The sequence below is a fragment of the Hymenobacter sedentarius genome, from assembly GCF_001507645.1.
Taxonomy (GTDB): Bacteria; Bacteroidota; Bacteroidia; order Cytophagales; family Hymenobacteraceae; genus Hymenobacter; species Hymenobacter sedentarius.
This window is the reverse complement of record NZ_CP013909.1, coordinates 751,343-767,023: the sequence shown is the minus strand read 5'-3', so window position 1 is coordinate 767,023 and position 15,681 is coordinate 751,343. Positions and strand designations below refer to the sequence as shown.

General features: G+C 63.1%; 15 protein-coding genes. 9 read left to right on the top strand and 6 right to left on the bottom strand.

Annotated elements, in window-relative coordinates; translation table 11 throughout:
• Positions 1-14: 14 nt before the first annotated feature.
• Positions 15-431: a hypothetical protein gene (locus AUC43_RS03210; protein ID WP_068189882.1), complete on the bottom strand. Its 417-nt coding sequence runs from the start codon at positions 429-431 to the stop codon at positions 15-17.
• A gap of 239 nt (positions 432-670) precedes the next feature.
• Between AUC43_RS03210 and AUC43_RS03205 the strand changes: the two genes are divergently transcribed.
• The 5 genes from AUC43_RS03205 (at position 671) to AUC43_RS03185 (ending at position 5,052) form a co-directional block, all read left to right on the top strand.
• Positions 671-1,240, top strand: a complete 570-nt coding sequence (locus AUC43_RS03205) for a GNAT family N-acetyltransferase (RefSeq protein ID WP_068189878.1) — start codon at positions 671-673, stop codon at positions 1,238-1,240.
• A 195-nt stretch (positions 1,241-1,435) separates the two neighbouring features.
• On the top strand, positions 1,436-2,728 hold the full coding sequence (locus AUC43_RS03200; protein ID WP_082684873.1) for a TPM domain-containing protein: 1,293 nt from the start codon (positions 1,436-1,438) through the stop codon (positions 2,726-2,728).
• 167 nt (positions 2,729-2,895) lie between these two features.
• A complete protein-coding gene (locus AUC43_RS03195; RefSeq protein ID WP_068198142.1) occupies positions 2,896-3,453 on the top strand; it encodes a GNAT family N-acetyltransferase in 558 nt (185 codons plus the stop codon).
• Positions 3,454-3,568: 115 nt separating this feature from the next.
• Positions 3,569-4,336, top strand: coding sequence for a creatininase family protein (locus AUC43_RS03190; protein WP_068189873.1), 768 nt, complete (start codon positions 3,569-3,571; stop codon positions 4,334-4,336).
• Between the two features lie 77 nt (positions 4,337-4,413).
• Complete coding sequence (locus AUC43_RS03185; RefSeq protein ID WP_068189870.1) at positions 4,414-5,052, top strand: HAD family hydrolase; 639 nt, start codon at positions 4,414-4,416, stop codon at positions 5,050-5,052.
• Positions 5,053-5,069: 17 nt separating this feature from the next.
• Here the strand turns inward: AUC43_RS03185 and AUC43_RS03180 are convergent, their stop codons facing one another.
• The 3 genes from AUC43_RS03180 to AUC43_RS03170 form a co-directional block, all read right to left on the bottom strand.
• Positions 5,070-6,731 (bottom strand): MFS transporter, encoded by a 1,662-nt coding sequence (locus AUC43_RS03180; RefSeq protein ID WP_068189867.1) that lies wholly within the window; start codon positions 6,729-6,731, stop codon positions 5,070-5,072.
• Between the two features lie 306 nt (positions 6,732-7,037).
• Positions 7,038-8,072, bottom strand: a complete 1,035-nt coding sequence (locus AUC43_RS03175; RefSeq protein ID WP_068189864.1) for a LacI family DNA-binding transcriptional regulator — start codon at positions 8,070-8,072, stop codon at positions 7,038-7,040.
• Positions 8,073-8,384: 312 nt separating this feature from the next.
• Positions 8,385-8,987 carry a pentapeptide repeat-containing protein gene (locus AUC43_RS03170; RefSeq protein WP_068189861.1) on the bottom strand — a complete coding sequence of 201 codons (603 nt, stop codon included), beginning with the start codon at positions 8,985-8,987 and terminating at the stop codon, positions 8,385-8,387.
• A 189-nt stretch (positions 8,988-9,176) separates the two neighbouring features.
• Between AUC43_RS03170 and AUC43_RS03165 the strand changes: the two genes are divergently transcribed.
• From AUC43_RS03165 to AUC43_RS03155, 3 genes are all read left to right on the top strand, one after another.
• Positions 9,177-10,517, top strand: a complete 1,341-nt coding sequence (locus AUC43_RS03165; protein ID WP_071885803.1) for a Gfo/Idh/MocA family protein — start codon at positions 9,177-9,179, stop codon at positions 10,515-10,517.
• Positions 10,518-10,781: 264 nt separating this feature from the next.
• The gene (locus tag AUC43_RS03160) at positions 10,782-11,636 is read left to right on the top strand and encodes a pirin family protein (protein WP_068189859.1); all 855 of its coding nucleotides are present in this window, start codon (positions 10,782-10,784) and stop codon (positions 11,634-11,636) included.
• Between the two features lie 133 nt (positions 11,637-11,769).
• Positions 11,770-12,201: a hypothetical protein gene (locus tag AUC43_RS03155; protein WP_068189857.1), complete on the top strand. Its 432-nt coding sequence runs from the start codon at positions 11,770-11,772 to the stop codon at positions 12,199-12,201.
• Here AUC43_RS03155 and lysA read toward each other — a convergent pair.
• Positions 12,198-13,430: a diaminopimelate decarboxylase gene (gene lysA, locus AUC43_RS03150; RefSeq protein WP_068189854.1), complete on the bottom strand. Its 1,233-nt coding sequence runs from the start codon at positions 13,428-13,430 to the stop codon at positions 12,198-12,200. The two genes, AUC43_RS03155 and lysA, sit on opposite strands and share 4 nt — an antisense overlap.
• A 90-nt stretch (positions 13,431-13,520) precedes the next feature.
• Between lysA and AUC43_RS03145 the strand changes: the two genes are divergently transcribed.
• A complete protein-coding gene (locus tag AUC43_RS03145; RefSeq protein ID WP_068189851.1) occupies positions 13,521-14,042 on the top strand; it encodes a DinB family protein in 522 nt (173 codons plus the stop codon).
• 237 nt (positions 14,043-14,279) lie between these two features.
• Here AUC43_RS03145 and AUC43_RS03140 read toward each other — a convergent pair whose 3' ends face one another.
• Positions 14,280-15,371, bottom strand: coding sequence for an NADH:flavin oxidoreductase/NADH oxidase (locus AUC43_RS03140; RefSeq protein ID WP_068189848.1), 1,092 nt, complete (start codon positions 15,369-15,371; stop codon positions 14,280-14,282).
• Positions 15,372-15,681 lie beyond the last annotated feature (310 nt).

The following is a 15,681-nucleotide window of genomic DNA, read 5'->3' as shown; positions in this document are numbered from 1 at the left end:
GCCCCGCGCCGGGCTTAGGTGCGAATGGCAACGGTGAGGCTGCTGAGCCACTCGTAGGCGGCCGCCAGTTCGTCGAAGATGGCCACCTGGGGCCGGCGGTCGATGAAAGCGGCCATGAGGTTGACGTTGCCGCGGCAGCTCAAGAGCGGGCTGTTCACCCAGGCCACGTAGTTGAGGCCGTTGCGCGCCGCTTCGGGCAGGTAGTCGTAGGCCACCCACCGGGCCAACTCCCAGCTGGTTTCCGTGATGTGCGTGTTGTCGTTGAGGATTTTGCGGGCCCCGGTCTGCTGCAGTAGCACGGATATCTGGGCGCAGGCGGCTTGCACCAGCTCAAGTGCTTGCGGGCCTTTCCAGTCCAGGTAAAGCCACGCGTTTTCGTCATCGTAATGCGCATCGAGAACTTCGGAAGCGAGCAGAAGGTCGAGAGCCATAAGCCGAACAATCAAGTGGAAACAAGCTGTAAAGATACAGTCTGCCTCTTGGAATACAGGCACTTCCGGTTAAATTGCAATTATTAGGCTGGCCTGCGGGAAGGGGCGCGTCACGAGAGCAGCCAGAAGATAAATTGACGACTAGCTTCGCAGCAGTCGAGCCGCTACCAACTCGGAGATTATTGGGCGGTTAGCGTATACCCCGCTTTCGCACCCGCTAAGGGTTCTGTTTCTTCTCTATGATTCCGCTCATCACCCAAACGCCCCGCCTCATCATCCTGGCGGCCAGCCGCGCGCTGCTCACGGCCGAACTGCATAAGCCCCAGTATTTTCCGGTGCTGCTGGGCGCCGCCATGCCCGCCGACTGGCCGCCCGGCGAGTACGACCGCGAGGCCATGCACTATTTTCTGGAGCAGCTCACCGCCGGCGGGCGCGACTCGGCCGGGTGGTTTGGCTGGTACGCGCTGCGCAAAGCCACCGACGCCACGCCGCGTACCCTCATCGGCACGGGCGGCTTCATGGGCCCACCCGATGCCGAGGGCACGGCCGAAATCGGCTATTCCATCTCGGCCGACTGGCGCCGGCAGGGCCTGGCCACCGAGCTGGTGAGCGGGCTGGTGCAGCAGGCCGCCGCCACGGGCATGGTGCGCCAGCTAGTGGCCCACACCGAGACCGAAAACCTGGGCTCGCAGCAGGTTCTGCTCCGCAACGACTTTGTGCTCGCCGGCCCCGCCGCCGATGCCCGCCTGCGCTTCGAGCGCGCCGTGGCGCCCGCCGCCGACCCCGCGCTGGGCGCCGGTGGCGCGTAGCGGCTCCCGCGGGGCGGCCCCGTTTTCAGCGGTAAAATTTGGGCTGGTAATCAGCCACTGAAAGGGCCGCGGCCCGAAGCTGCAACCGGGCAACGCCCACAAACCCGCCTGAAATGCCGGGCCGCCACAGCTAACCTAGCGGACCTGCCGTAAAAGGCGAACGAATACACTTGGTTTCACCTTAGCCCCTTCGCCATGCATCGTCTCCTGATTCTTTTGCTGCTGTTTGTTTCGGCCGGGCTCAATGGGCCCGCCGCCGCTCAAACCGGCACCACCGAGGGCTTGCCGCCCCGGCCCACGCCCTTCCGGTTCGTAAACGACCAGGCCCAGCTGATGGCCCCGGGCGACGCGAAAAAGCTGGAAAGCGGCCTGCGCCGCTACGCCGACAACAACGGCACCCAGATAGTAGTCGTGACCGTGCCCACCCTGGCCGGGCGCGACGTGGCCGACTACGGCCGGGCCCTCGGCAGGGCCTGGGGCATCGGCCAGCGCGATAAAAACAACGGCATTGTGGTGCTGCTCAGTGCCCAGGACCACAAGCTCACTATTCAGCCCGGCAGCGGCGTCCAGGCCCAGATTACGCCGGAAGTGACCAGCCGCGCCATCAGCAAGATGACGCCGGCCTTCAAACAAGGCAACTATTTTGGGGGCCTGCGGGCGGGCCTCAACACCTTGATGCTGGCCGCCAACCCCAGCTCGGTATCCCAGGCCACTACCGCCGCTACTTCTTCCTCGGCTTCTTCTTCCCCGGCTTCGGCCGAAACCGGGACTAATATGCAGCGCCAAGCCAAGGAGCCGGTGAGCCCCACCCCGAACGACCCGCTGCTCACGCCCCCCACCACGGAGCCTGATTCCGGGCCCGGCATGGGCACGGTGCTCCTCGGGGCCCTGGTAGTTGGTGGCATCATTTGGCTGCTGGTGCGCATGCTCCGGGGCCGTAGCCAGCCGGCTGCCCAGTCGCGCCCCGCCCCGGACTTTCTGCCCAACCGCAACCCCGACGGCGGCTCTCCCAATGGCCCCGTGAACATGCAGCGGGGCGGTAGCAACTTTGGCGGTGGCGGTGGCGGTGGCAACTTCGGCGGCGGGGGCGGTGGCGGTATGGGCAGTGGCATGGGCGGCATCCTGGCCACGGGAGCCGCGGCAGCAGCCGGCGCCTACCTGGGCAACCGCATGGCCTCGGGCCACGAGGCCCCGAGCCACGGCTTGGCCGGCGACGGCACCACCCCGCAGCACTTCGACCCCAGCACGGCGGCGGGCGCGGCCGGCGCGGGCGCTATGGGCACCGGCGCAGCCGACGACTACTTCTCGGGCCGGGACAGCAGTGCCGCTACCAGCACTCCAGACTACTTCTCCGATGATGCCACGGCGGATAATTCGTCGAACGACTTTTTCTCTTCCGACGATAATTCTTCCTACGACGACCCCTCTTCTGGCGATTCTGGCGGGGGCGGCTTCGACAGCGGCAACGACAACAGCGGCTCCTGGTAGCTGCCGCCTGAGCCGGCAAACGGGCCCCGATGCCAAGTGCATCGGGGCCCGTTCTCTTTGTGGCGCAGTAGCTGGGCGCGAGCCGGCAGGAGTGAGGCAGGAATTAGGCATTTATTGGGCTGGCCGTCTATCTTTCGTTGTCTTTGGCCGTTTCCTTTTTTCTGCTCATGTCTTCGAATCCCAGTCCCGCCTTGCCCACCGTTCCCGTTCTTGAAACCAGCCGGCTGCTGATGCGGGCCTTCCAGGCGACGGACTTTCCGGCCTTGCTGGCCATGTGCCAGGAGCCCGATTACTACCGCTACCTCACCCCTGGGCCCCTGCCCGGCGAGGAGGTGTGGAAACTGCTGCTGCGCAGCGCCGGGCTTTGGGCCGTGGTGGGCTACGGCTCCTGGGCCATTGAAGAAAAAGCCACCGGCCAGTTCATCGGCTCCGCGGGGTTTCTCTACCTCAAGCGCGACCTGGACCCGCCGCTGGGCGAGGCTCCGGAAATGGGCTGGGTATTGGCCCCCGCCGCGCATGGCAAGGGCTACGCCACCGAGGCCGTAGCCGCTGCCATTGCCTGGGGCGAGGTGTACTTCAACCACGCCCGCACCGTGTGCATCATTAATCCCGAAAATAAGGCTTCGCTGCGCGTCGCCGAGAAGTTTGGCTACCGCGAATACGCCCGCACCACCTACCACGACGGCCCCATTGTGCTGCTGGAGCGCGCCGGCCGGGCCGGGTAAGGCGGGCCGATATGGCTGCCAATTGAATTACTATCCCACCAGAACTGTCTGGTTCGACGCGCCCGGCGGTTTTTCGTAGGCGCTACTTTACTATTTCCTCTGCTCAACAACGCTTATGGCTCCACGCCCCTATATCCTCGCCGAAACCACCTGGAAAACCGTTCAGGAACACAAATACGAAGTAGTGGTGCTGCCCTGGGGCGCCACCGAGGCCCACAACTACCACCTGCCCTACGCCACCGACAACATCCAGAACGACTACGTGGCCGCCGAGGCCGCCCGCAAAGCCTGGGAGCAGGGCGCCAAAGTGGTGGTACTGCCCAACATTCCCTTCGGCGTGAATACCGGCCAGCTCGACATTACCCTCGACATGAACCTGAACCCGAGCACGCAGCTGGCCATCGTGCGCGACCTGGTGCAGGTACTGGCCCGGCAGGGCATCCCCAAGCTGGTGATTCTGAACGGGCACGGCGGCAACGACTTCCGGCAGATTCTGCGCGAGCTGCAGGCCGAATTCCCTCAGGTGTTTCTGAGCACGCTCAACTGGTTTAAGGCCGCCGACCGCAGCCAGTACTTCACGGCCCCCGGCGACCATGCCGACGCCATGGAAACCAGCGCCATGCTGCACATTGTACCCGAGTTGGTGAGCCCTCTGTCCGAAGCCGGCGATGGCGCCGCCAAGCAATTTCGTCTCACGGCCATGCGGCAGGGCTGGGCCTGGGCGCAGCGCGAATGGAGCAAGGTGTCGGCCGATACCGGCGTGGGCAACCCCGCCGAAGCCACCGCCGAAAAAGGCCAGGCTTTCCTCGAAGCCGTGACTACCAACATCGGCCATTTTCTAGTTGAGCTGGCAGCCGCCGATACCCAGGATTTGTACGAATAAAAACCAGCCCAATAAACGGCTGGTTTGCTACGCGCCGGCCCGCTGTATGTGCAGTGGGTGGCGCTTTATAACCCGATATGTCATCACGTTTCGATAGTGTAATTTTTGACCTCGACGGCACGCTCTGGGATGCGTCGGCCGCCATTACCAAAGCCTTCCAGGCCGCAAAAAGCAGCGTCGACTACATCGACAACGACGTGACGCTGGCGCAGGTACAGGCCGTGACCGGCCAGCCCTACGAAGTGGTGTACGAGCGGCTGTTTCCCAGCCTGCCGGCGGCCAAGTTCGACGAGTACCGCGCGCTTTGTGCCCGCCAGGAGCTGGCCGCGGCTAGGCAGCCCGGCGGCACCCTCTACCCGGGGCTGGAAGCGGCCCTCGCTTACCTCCACGGCCAGGGGTACCGGCTGTTCATCGTCAGCAACTGCCAGTTGGGCTACGTGGAGGCCTTCTTCGAGAACAGCCAGCTGGCGCACTACTTCGAAGGCCACCAGTGCTTCGGCACCAGGAAGCTGCCCAAGTCCGAGAACATCCGCGAAGTGGTAGCCCAATTCGGGCTGCAGGCGCCGGTGTACGTGGGCGATACCCCCGGCGACCTGGCCGCCAGCCAGGCGGCGGGGGTGCCCTTCATCTTCGCTACCTACGGTTTTGGCCAGATTGAGCCAGCCGTGGCCCCCCGGCGCATTGCCCAACTGGCCGATTTGCAGGAGCTGCTCTAGGCCGGCTGGCGGCGGGGCTACCGCTGGCTCTCGAGGTTCTGCAGGGGCGTGGCCATTTCCACGTTGGAGGTGTTGGGGAAGGCCAGGAAGTGCGTGACGCGGGGCTCGCCGGGCCCGCAGTGAAACCGCCGTACCTGCGTCTCCACGGCCAGGTCTTCCTTGGTGAAGCGGTGGTGCTGGCGCTGGTGCTCGCCCCAGGTAGCCACGTAGAAAAATTCGGTGATGTGCGTGGGGCGGGCCAGGTCTGAGAACACCCCGGCGCGCAGGGCCCCGTCGCGCAGCCGCAGCCGCTTGAGCTGCTCGGCCGCCTCGCGGAAGGCGGGCCAGTTGGCCGGCTCCACGCAGTATTCCACCATCACCACCACGGGGCCGTCGTCGGGGTCGATGTCGCCCCCTTCCACGGTGGGGTCGGGCCAGTGTTCGGCCGGGGCCAGGTCGAGGCCTTCGGCCGAGAGCATGGGGAAGGGCACGGCCAGCAGGGCACTGGCCAGCATCCAGCCGGCCGCAATCAGCAGGGACGTGTCGAGGCTGAGGTGGTCGGCCAGCTCGCCCCAGGCCAGGCTGCCCACCGACAGGCCCGCCTGAAACACGAGCATGTACACACTAATCACGCGCGCCTGCACCCACTTGGGCACGCTCAGCTGCACGGTGGTGCTGAAGCTGGTCATCACCATCAGCCAGGCAATGCCCGAAAGGAACATCACGGCGTAGAGGATGTAAATCTGGGTGATGAGCGCCAGGGCCAGGTTAGTGCCCGCAAACGCGAGGACGCCCAGCAGCACCCGCTGGTTGAAATTGAGCCGCGAGCCCGCCCGGCCCATCAGGAACGCGCCCGTGACGGCGCCCGCGCCCAGCCACGACAGCATCACGCCATAGTGCCCCGAGCTTAGGTGCAGCTTGCGGGCAATAACCACCGACACCAACCCCCACATGGCCGCCGCCCCAAACGAAAACGCGAACGTGCGCACCAGCACCCCGTAAATGGCCGGCGAATACTGCACGTAGCGCATGCCGGCGCGCAGGGCCCCCATAAAGTTCTCGGCCGGCCCGCTGGTTTCGGCGGCTTCGCGCTTCCAGAAGAACACCACGGCCCAGGTGCCCAGGAAGGAAACGCCATTCAGGATAAACACCCAGCCCGAGGAATAGTAGGCAATGATGGCCCCGCCAATGGCCGGCCCAATAGCCCGCGCAATGTTGTTGCTGACGCCGTTGAGGGTAATGGCAAACGGCAGCACGGGCCGCGGCACCAGCTCGGTGGTCACGGTTTGCCAGATGGGCGCATTCAGGGCTGCGCCCATGCCCAGCAAAAACGTGAAGCCCAGCACCCCAAATGCCGAAATGCCACCCGAGAGCGTGAGCACGCCCAGGATGGTTGCCACAATCGCCATGAAGCCCTGCGTAAACAGCAGCAGCTTGCGCCGGTCTATCATGTCGGCCATGGCCCCGGCGGGCATGCTCAGCAGGAAGGCCGGCAGGCTGGTGGCCGTCTGCATCAGGGCCACCAGCAGGGCCGAAGTTGTGAGGGTGGTGACGAGCCACACGCCGGCCACGTTTTGCATCCAGGTGCCCACGTTCGACACCAGGCCCGCAATCCAGATAGCCCGAAAAAGACTGTAAGTAAAGGGCGTCAACAACGTGGCCTTGGGGACGGCGGCAGGCGGCAGAGCGGAATCAGGCATGGAAAACGGTCAGGAACTACCCTCTTCTAACAAGCGGAAGGGCTACTTGGCTTCTCCTACGGCTCCGAGCAGGTTAGGGTATTCGCCGTGGGTTACTTCCTTGCAGCACGTTACCGATAGTCTGTCAATAATCGTTTGTCATGCTGACGAAGGAAGCATCTTATCACGGCTCAACGACTCGTTGCGGCGTGATAAGATGCTTCCTTCGTCAGCATGACAAAAGGCGCGAGCGAGGTGCTGCGCTCCGTGATGTATGCCGTGCTACTCAGCAGCCAATTAAACTGCATATCCTCTTGCGCAATGCCATTATCGGCGCTGCGAGGACTCGCGCACCAGCAGCTTGGGCTTGAGCACAATGGGCTTGGGCGGGCCCTGGCGGTTGGGGCCGCTTTTCAGCATTTTTTGCAGCAGCTGCACCGCCGTTTTGCCCATTTGCTCGCAGCGCTGGTCCACGCTGCTCAGCATGGGCTCGGTGAGGGAGGTGAACATCTCGTTGCTGAAGCCGACGATGGCCAAATCCTGCGGCACGCGCAGCCGGTGGATTTTGGCCACCTGCAGGGCGCCCACGGCGGCCAAGTCGTTGGAGGAAAATACGGCGTCGGGGCGCTGGGGCAGCTTTAGGAGTTGGCGCATGGCCTGCATGCCGCCCTTCTGGTTCATCTCGCAGAAGACTTCCAGGTCTTTGTCGTTGGCCAGGCCGTGGGCCGAAAGGGCATCGAGGTAGCCCTGGTGGCGGTTTTTGTGGATGTTCAGGTGCAGCGGCCCGCTGAAGTGGGCAATGCGCGTGCAGCCCTGCTCAATAAGGTGGGTCACCACCTGGTAGGCGCCCTGGTAGTCGTCGAGCACCACGGCACTCACGTTGCTGCCCTCAAAATCCTCCACCACCCGGTCGAAAAACACCAGCGGAATGTTCTGCTGGCGCACGGCCTCGAAATGGCCGAAGTCGTGGGTGGTGTTGGCCAGCGAAACCAGAATGCCTTCCACCTGCGAGTTCATCAGCAGGTCGATGTTCTTGTGCTCCTGGCGCGTGTCTTCGTTCGACTGGCATATCATCACGTTGAAGCCCAGCTTAGCGGCTTCGGTGGCGATGCCGTGCACCACCTGCGGGAAAAAGTGGCCCGTGATGTGCGGCACCAGCACCCCCAGCGTGTTGCTGCGGCCCCGGCGCAGGGCAGCGGCCAGCTGGTTGGGCTGGTAGTGCAGCTCTTCGGCGAGCTGGCGCACCCGGGCTTTGGTTGCTTCGCTCACGTCGTCGTGGTCGCTCAGCGCGCGCGAAATCGTGGAAGGCGAGAGGCCCAGCGTCTTGGCCAGGTCGGTAATGGAAGCGCGGCGATTGGCCATCTGGTGGTTGTAGCGAGGTGAGAAAATGCCCGTGCCTGGTCATAAACCATTGGCCACGAGCCCTGGCACTGCCGGAGAGGGGAGGTGCGATGCCCTGCGGGCGCTCCGACACTGCGTGCTGACAATTTGCCGAAATGGGGCAGGCAGCCCAGTCAATGGAGCTGCCTTTTCGGGCATAGATGGGAATTCTATTGCAATCTACTCCGGGGCGCGGAATCGGGCCTGCACTCAAAGAAATTTTTTGCTAGAGCTTCTACGGTAGCGCTTATCGTGGGTGCTCCTGTTCAGCTGCTAACGGCCTAGTTCGGGTATTTATTCGATTACCAGCTCGTACTTGGCCACCACGCCCAGCAGGCCGTGCAGCGTGAAGCGGGCACCTCGCAGCTGGTTGCTTTCGGGGTCGATGGTGAAGCCGGTGGCGGTAGTAAAATCGGCCCCCACGAGCTGGGTTTTTTGAAACACGGCGCCAGCCAGGGAGCAGTCCTGAAACACGGCGGCCGAAAGGTCGGCGTCGGCGAAATCGGCCTCGTCCAGGGCGCAGCGCACGAAGCGCGTGGCCGGCATCTTGCGGGCCGCAAAGGAAGCGTAGCGCAGCTGGCACTGGTCGAAGTGCACGCCAAACAGCATGTCGCGGCACGCCGTGAACTGCAGGCCCAGCAGCTTGCAATCATCAAAAGCCACGTTCTGCAGCGCCGTACCCGCCAGGCCCGCCGATGACAAGTTGCAGCGCTCAAACAGGCAGTCGCTGAAACGCTTGTTGCTCAAGTCGGCCCCGCTAAAATCGCAGCCCACGAAGCGGTACTCGTCAAACTCGGTTTGGCCCGCCAGGTGGCGCGCATCCCAGCGCTCCGCCACGTTTTCGTCCGGAAAGTAGTGGGGCTTGCGGGCGGCAGTGGGTTTGCGGCGTGGTTTCATGGCGGCGGATAAGGGCGCAAAACTACGCCAAGGCGCTTTTGCGTTTCGTGAGGAAAAGTTGGGCTAGCCGGCGCTCGAATACGCCCTCAGCGCGGGCGATGAGCTCATGGCCCGCGCCGTGCCACCTGGCCAACGCAACACCAAAGGGAAAAAGGTACGTAAGGCTAAGCACCACCTTTCCTTTTGCCGATGCTCCGAGAAACTGCCGCTACCCCTGCTTTTGAAGCCGTACCCGAGGCCGACTGCGACGAGTCGCGCCGCCAATTTATCAACCACGCCGGCCGGGGGCGGCTAGCCATGAGCGTGGCCGTTGCCTTGCCCGTGGCGGCTGCTAAGGCCCAGGCGGCGGCCAGTGCGGCCCAAGCACCCGCTACCGGCCCCACCGACGTGAAACTGCCGCCCCTGAACGCGCCCACCGAGCCGCAAAGCGCCGGCCCGCCCAACCCCGACCCCGTGGACCAGCGCGTGGGCTTTGCGCTGGTGGGCCTGGGTCACCTTACCCTGGAAGAGCTGCTGCCCGCTTTCGCCCATTGCAAGCACGCCAAGCTGGTGGCCCTGGTGAGCGGCGACGCCGACAAAATGGGCAAAATAGCCCGCCAGTACGGCATCAAGTCCAGCAGCTGCTACTCCTACCAGACCTACGACCAGCTCAAGAACAACCCCGAGGTGGAGGTGATTTACATTGTGCTGCCCAACTCCATGCACGCCGAATTCACTGTTCGTGGGGCGCAGGCGGGCAAACACATTCTCTGCGAAAAGCCCATGGCCAACTCCGTGAAGGAGTGCGAGGAAATGATTGCGGCCTGCAAAAAAGCTGGCAAAAAGCTCATGATTGCCTACCGCATTCAGTACGAGCCGCTCAACCGCATGGCCCAGAAGATGGTGCGCGATAAAACCTACGGACCCACCAAGCTCATTGAGATGGTGAACACCCAGAACCAGGCCCACGACAACCAGTGGCGCCACAAAAAAGCCCTGGCCGGCGGCGGTGCCCTGCCCGATATCGGCTTGTATTGCCTCAACACCACCCGTTTCTTGCTGGGCGAAGAGCCCACCGAAGTGTCGGCCAGCATCTACAGCACGCCGGGCGATGCGCGCTTCAAGGAAGTAGAAGAAAACGTGAGCTTCCGGCTGCGCTTCCCCAGCGGCGTGATGGCCAGTTGCGTGACGGGCTACGGCAGCTTCAACAGCAAGGCCTACACCGTGCACGCCGAAACCGGCAGCATCAGGATGGACCCTGCTTTTACCTACCACGGCCTGCACCAGGAGCGGGTACACGCCCCCGGCGGAAAAGAGCTCAAGGAAACTCCTGGGGGCGACGAGAAAAACCAGTTTGCCCTGGAAATGGACCACATGGCCGAATGCGTGCGCCAAAACAAAACGCCCTACACGCCCGGCGAAGAAGGCCTGCAGGACCAGCGCATTATGGAAGCCATCTATGAGTCGGCCAAGGAAAACAAGCCGGTAAAGCTGGACAACGTGCTGAAAATCGATGCCTTCCGCGGCACGCCACCCACGGACGAGGCATAAACTTTCGTCGGCTACCTGGTCTTAATAAACCGTGTCATGCCGCGCGCCGCAGTTCGCTTGCGACTCTTGTCACGCTGACGCCGCCTGTCATGCAGAGCGCAGCGAAGCATCTTATCACCGTTGAACAAATCGTACTGGCTTGATAAGATGCTTTCTTCGTCAGCAGGACAGACGAGTGGGTTTACTACCCCATGCAAGATGCTTCGTGCCTGAGCATGACGGGCTACTTTAATATTTGATTCTACCTTCCCAATACCTGACTTCATGCGCACCATTAAGAAGCAGCACCGCGCCATCAACGCACCCATTGCCGACCTTGTGACTTATCGGGCTCTGCCCACGGATTCGGTCGAGCACATCGACCCTTTCCTGTTTCTGAACCACCACGGCCCGCAGGTGTACCGGCCCAAGAACCACGGCTTGCCGTTTGGCCCGCACCCGCACCGGGGCTTCGAAACGGTGACGTTCATTCTGGAGGGCGACATTCTGCACAAGGACAGCAGCGGCCACGAAAGCGTGATTGAAGCCGGCGGCATTCAGTGGATGACGGCCGGCAGCGGGCTGATTCACGCCGAAGTCTCCTCCGACCAGTTCAAGCAAAGCGGCGGGCCGCTCGAAATCCTGCAGCTGTGGGTGAACCTGCCGGCCAAGGACAAGATGGTGGCCCCACGCTACATCGGGCTGCAAAAAAATGAGATTCCGACCGTGACGCTGGACGGCGGCGTGGTCATTCACGCGGTATCCGGCCAGTGGACTGGCACTGCGGGAGCCGTGCAGCCCCTGGCCGATGTGCAGTTGGCGTGGGTTGAGCTACCGGCCGCGGCCACCGTTACCCTTCCCATTGCGGCGGCGCGCAACATCTTCTTTTACGTGGTGCGCGGCACCGTGCGCGTAAACGGCACCGAAGCCAAGTCCCGGCAACTGGTGGAATTCAACCACGACGGCGACGAGCTGACCATCGAAGCCGCCGATGCCGACGCCCTGGTGCTACTCGGCCACGCCCTGCCGTTCAACGAGCCCATTGTGTCCTACGGCCCATTTGTGATGAACACCGAAGCCGAGATTCAGCAGGCTTACCGCGACTACCAGCGCGGCGCTTTCGGCACGTGGGAGGGCTAGCCCAATAAACTAATTTCGCCCCGGCCTTAACCACCGCTTGGCCTTTTTGGTTGAGGAATTGCCCAACCCACGGGCCCATGCCGCATTGCACTAGGGCACCGGGGTGGCAAGTGCCTACTTTGTTGTTCGACAGTTGATTTCTAAATCTGCCCGCTCCCTTTATTTCGAAAACAGCATCGGTCGCATCTGGGAGGAGCCCGAAGGCTTTCTGCGGCTCGAGTACCGTGCCGGGCTGCGTGAGCCCGTGCAGTTTCGGGCGTTGCTCACGCATGCCGTGCAGGCCCTGAGCCGGCGGCGCTGGGAGAAAATGCTGGTTGACCAGCGTGAAATGGCCCCGCTAAGTCCCGGCGAGCAGGAATGGATGGCCACCGAATGGCTGCCTCGCGCCGTGCAGGAAGGCGGCTACCGCTACGGCGCCATTCTCATTGCTAACAACGTGTTTGCGCGGCTGGCGATGAACCAGTACGTCATGGCCAGCCGCGGCCAGAGCCACGCCTACCGCACCTTCGAAACTGAAGAGACGGCGGTGGCGTGGCTCCTGGCGCAGCCCAAGCCCTTGGGCTAAACCGCGCTTTCGCGCACTACTTCCTCGGCGTCTACCTGCCCGGCCAGCAGGTCTTCGAAGGTCTGGCGGTGGCGGATGAGGCGCAGCTTGCCGTTTTCCAGCAGCACTTCGGCGGGTCGGGTGCGCGAGTTGAAGCTGCTGCTCATCTCAAAGCCGTAGGCGCCGGCGTTGTGAAACGCCAGCAAGTCGTTTTCGCGAATCTCGGGCAGCAGGCGGTCCCAGGCAAAGGTGTCGGTCTCGCAGATGTTGCCCACCACCGTGTACAGCCGCTCGGTGCCCTTGGGGTTGGTCAGGTTGCTGATGTGGTGGTAGCTGTCGTAGAACATGGGCCGAATCAGGTGGTTGAAGCCCGAGTTCACGCCCGCAAACACGGTGGCGGTGGTTTGCTTCACCACGGCCACGTTCACCAGCAGGTAGCCGCTTTCGCTCACCAGGTACTTGCCCGGCTCAAACCAGCACTCCAGCGGGCGGCCGTATTCTTTCTCAAAGCCTTTGAAGGCCTCGGCCACTTGCTTGCCGAGCGTGGCCACGTCGGTTTCGGCGTCGCCGGGCTTGTAGGGCACTTTGAAGCCTGAGCCCAGGTCCAGAAAATCCAGCTCCGGGAAGCGGCCCGCCGCGTCGAACAGAATCTCCAGGGCCCGCATGAACACGCCCACGTCCTTGATTTCGGAGCCTGTGTGCATGTGCAGGCCGCGCACGTGCAGGCCGGTGCCCTTCACCACGCGCTCGAGGTGGCGCAGCTGGTGAATGCTGATGCCAAACTTGCTGTCGATGTGGCCGGTTTGAATCTTGTAGTTGCCGCCCGCTTCGATGTGGGGGTTCAGGCGGACGCACACCGGGTACGACCCGCCAAACGCGGCGCCGAACCGCTCCAGCAGCGAGATATTGTCAATGTTGAGGTTGACGCCCAAGTTTTTAGCCTCTACCAGCTCCTCAAACGTCACACTGTTGGGTGTAAACAGGATGTCGTCGGGCGCAAAGCCCACGTGCAGGCCCAGCCGTACCTCGTTGATGCTCACGCAGTCGAGCCCCGCTCCCAGGCCGTGGATGTGGCGCAGAATGCTTACGTTGCTCAGCGCTTTGCAGGCATAAAAAAAGCGCGTTTTGTGCCCCGAGAAGCCATTTTTTAGCTTTTCGTATTGACGCGTAATGGTCGCTGAATCGTAGACGTAAAGGGGGGTGCCGAACTGGTCGGCAGCGGCGCGCAGCGCATCGTTAATACCTGACATAATCACAAAAGTAAGGCCTGCAGCGGCGCCTTAATGAATCTCAAGCAGATAGTACATTCACGCCTTACCCATAGTTTCCCTTTTCCCATTATGCCCAACCCCGAAACCCTGGAAGTATGGCTGCGCGGCCCCCTGCCCAACGTGCCCCCACTGCTGCAGCCCGTGGCGCACGCCCTGCTGCAAGCCCGCGAAGAGCTCACCGCCGCCATGCGCACCTTCCCGGCCGCGCTGCTCAACGAGCGGCCGGCCGGCCTGGCCTCCGTCGGCTTCCACCTGCAGCACCTCTCCGGCGTGCTCGACCGGCTGTTTACCTACGCCCGCGACGAGGCCTTGAGCGCCACCCAGCTAGCCGCCTTAGCCGCCGAAACCCCGCCGCTGCCCATTCAGGCCGACTCGGTAACGCAATTGGTGAGCCGCTTCACTATGCAGGTAGATAAAGCTTTAGCTCAACTCCAGACCACCGCCGAAGCCAGCCTGACCCAGCCCCGTGGTGTGGGCCGGGCCCAGATTCCTTCCACTGTACTGGGCCTGCTGGTGCACTCCGCCGAGCACACCTCCCGCCACCTGGGCCAGCTGCTGGTCACGGCGCGGGTAGTGCAGAGCGGTAAGTAAGAAAAACTGCTCCAGCCCGGAACCTCACCCCCGGCCCCTCTCCAAAAGAGAGGGGAGCCACGGCACAAGAACCAGCTCAACTCCTGAAAACAGAAATCCCCAGCTCAATATTGAGCTGGGGATTTCTGTTGCTTAGCGTCAGGCTCCCCTCTCTTTTGGAGAGGGGCCGGGGGTGAGGTTCCCCGAGTGCGAGGCTTCGATACACAACAGCACCGGCAGGTTTATCTGGAGTAACCCCTACCGCGGCCCGGCGGCCACGTGAGCTCGCGGCTTGGCGCGCTCGTATTGCACCGGCCACGGCATCTCAACGCCCAGGTCGTGGGCGGCGAACAAGGGGAAGTAGGGCTCGCGCAAAAATTCGCGGGCCAGCAGCACCACATCGGCTTGCCCGTTGGTCAGAATGGCCTCGGCCTCGGCGGGGGTGGTAATCAGGCCCACGGCCCCGGTTAGCATGCCCGTTTCCTGCTTGATGCGCTCGGCGAATTGCACCTGGTAGCCGGGGCCTACTGGAATGGGCGCCTTGGGCACGTTGCCGCCCGTCGAGCAGTCTATCATGTCCACGCCCCGCACCTTGAGCATGGCCGCGAGCTGCACCGATTCGTCGGCATTCCAGCCGCCTTCGGTCCAGTCCGTCACCGAAATGCGCACGATGAGCGGCAGCTCAGCGGGCCACACTTCGCGGGTGGCCGCCACCACCTCAAGCAGCAGCCGGATGCGGTTCTCGAACGTGCCGCCGTACTCGTCGGTGCGGTGGTTGCTGAGCGGCGACAGAAACTCGTGCAGCAGGTAGCCGTGCGCCGCGTGCAGCTCAATCACCTCGAAGCCGGCGGCCAGTGCGCGCTCCGCCGCCGCCCGAAAATCGGCGATGACCTTTTGCAGGCCGGGCCCATCGAGGGCGTGCGGCGTGCCGTAAGTGGGGGCAAATGCCAGGGCACTGGGGCCCACGGGCTGCCAGCCGCCTTCACTTTCGGGTACGTGGCCTTCGCCTTTCCAGGGGCTGTAGGTGCTGGCTTTGCGGCCGGCATGGGCCAGCTGAATGCCGGGCACGCTGCCCTGGCTTTTCAGGAAAGCCGTGATGCGCGTGAGCATGTGCAGGTGCTCGTCTTTCCAAATGCCCAAGTCGTCGGGGCTGATGCGGCCTTCGGGCGAGACGGCCGCCGCCTCGGAAATGATGAGGCCCGCGCCGCCCACGGCGCGGCTCCCCAGGTGCACGAGGTGCCAGTCGGTGGCAAAGCCGTCCACACTGCTGTATTGGCACATGGGCGACACCACAATGCGGTTTTTCAGGGTGACGCCGCGCAGGGCAAGGGGTTCAAAAAGAGTGACCATGGAAGGGGATAAAATAACTGCGAAGGATAAGTGGGCTAAACTCGATTCTTGCGTCTTAGGTTATCGGCGGCGCCTTTCGCGCTCTGCATGACCGGCTATTGGGCATAATATGCAGTTTGCACATTACTCTTGCAATTCTCCCGCCCGTGCCTATCTTGCCGCCGTATTCACTTCCCCATGCTCCAGACGCGCTTCTTTTTTGGCTATTATTACTTCTGCGCCACCGCGTAGAACGAGCCGCCGTTTGTAGCCACCCCGCAAACACTACCAGCGCCGCTCGTTCACCGAGAAGGCGCTTTTTTAATGCTCA

Coding starts and splice junctions, on each gene's coding strand:
- AUC43_RS03210 (WP_068189882.1), bottom strand. CDS start 431: ATGGCTCTCGACCTTCTGCTCGCTTCCGAAGTTCTCGATGCGCATTAC.
- AUC43_RS03205 (WP_068189878.1), top strand. CDS start 671: ATGATTCCGCTCATCACCCAAACGCCCCGCCTCATCATCCTGGCGGCC.
- AUC43_RS03200 (WP_082684873.1), top strand. CDS start 1,436: ATGCATCGTCTCCTGATTCTTTTGCTGCTGTTTGTTTCGGCCGGGCTC.
- AUC43_RS03195 (WP_068198142.1), top strand. CDS start 2,896: ATGTCTTCGAATCCCAGTCCCGCCTTGCCCACCGTTCCCGTTCTTGAA.
- AUC43_RS03190 (WP_068189873.1), top strand. CDS start 3,569: ATGGCTCCACGCCCCTATATCCTCGCCGAAACCACCTGGAAAACCGTT.
- AUC43_RS03185 (WP_068189870.1), top strand. CDS start 4,414: ATGTCATCACGTTTCGATAGTGTAATTTTTGACCTCGACGGCACGCTC.
- AUC43_RS03180 (WP_068189867.1), bottom strand. CDS start 6,731: ATGCCTGATTCCGCTCTGCCGCCTGCCGCCGTCCCCAAGGCCACGTTG.
- AUC43_RS03175 (WP_068189864.1), bottom strand. CDS start 8,072: ATGGCCAATCGCCGCGCTTCCATTACCGACCTGGCCAAGACGCTGGGC.
- AUC43_RS03170 (WP_068189861.1), bottom strand. CDS start 8,987: ATGAAACCACGCCGCAAACCCACTGCCGCCCGCAAGCCCCACTACTTT.
- AUC43_RS03165 (WP_071885803.1), top strand. CDS start 9,177: ATGCTCCGAGAAACTGCCGCTACCCCTGCTTTTGAAGCCGTACCCGAG.
- AUC43_RS03160 (WP_068189859.1), top strand. CDS start 10,782: ATGCGCACCATTAAGAAGCAGCACCGCGCCATCAACGCACCCATTGCC.
- lysA (WP_068189854.1), bottom strand. CDS start 13,430: ATGTCAGGTATTAACGATGCGCTGCGCGCCGCTGCCGACCAGTTCGGC.
- AUC43_RS03145 (WP_068189851.1), top strand. CDS start 13,521: ATGCCCAACCCCGAAACCCTGGAAGTATGGCTGCGCGGCCCCCTGCCC.
- AUC43_RS03140 (WP_068189848.1), bottom strand. CDS start 15,371: ATGGTCACTCTTTTTGAACCCCTTGCCCTGCGCGGCGTCACCCTGAAA.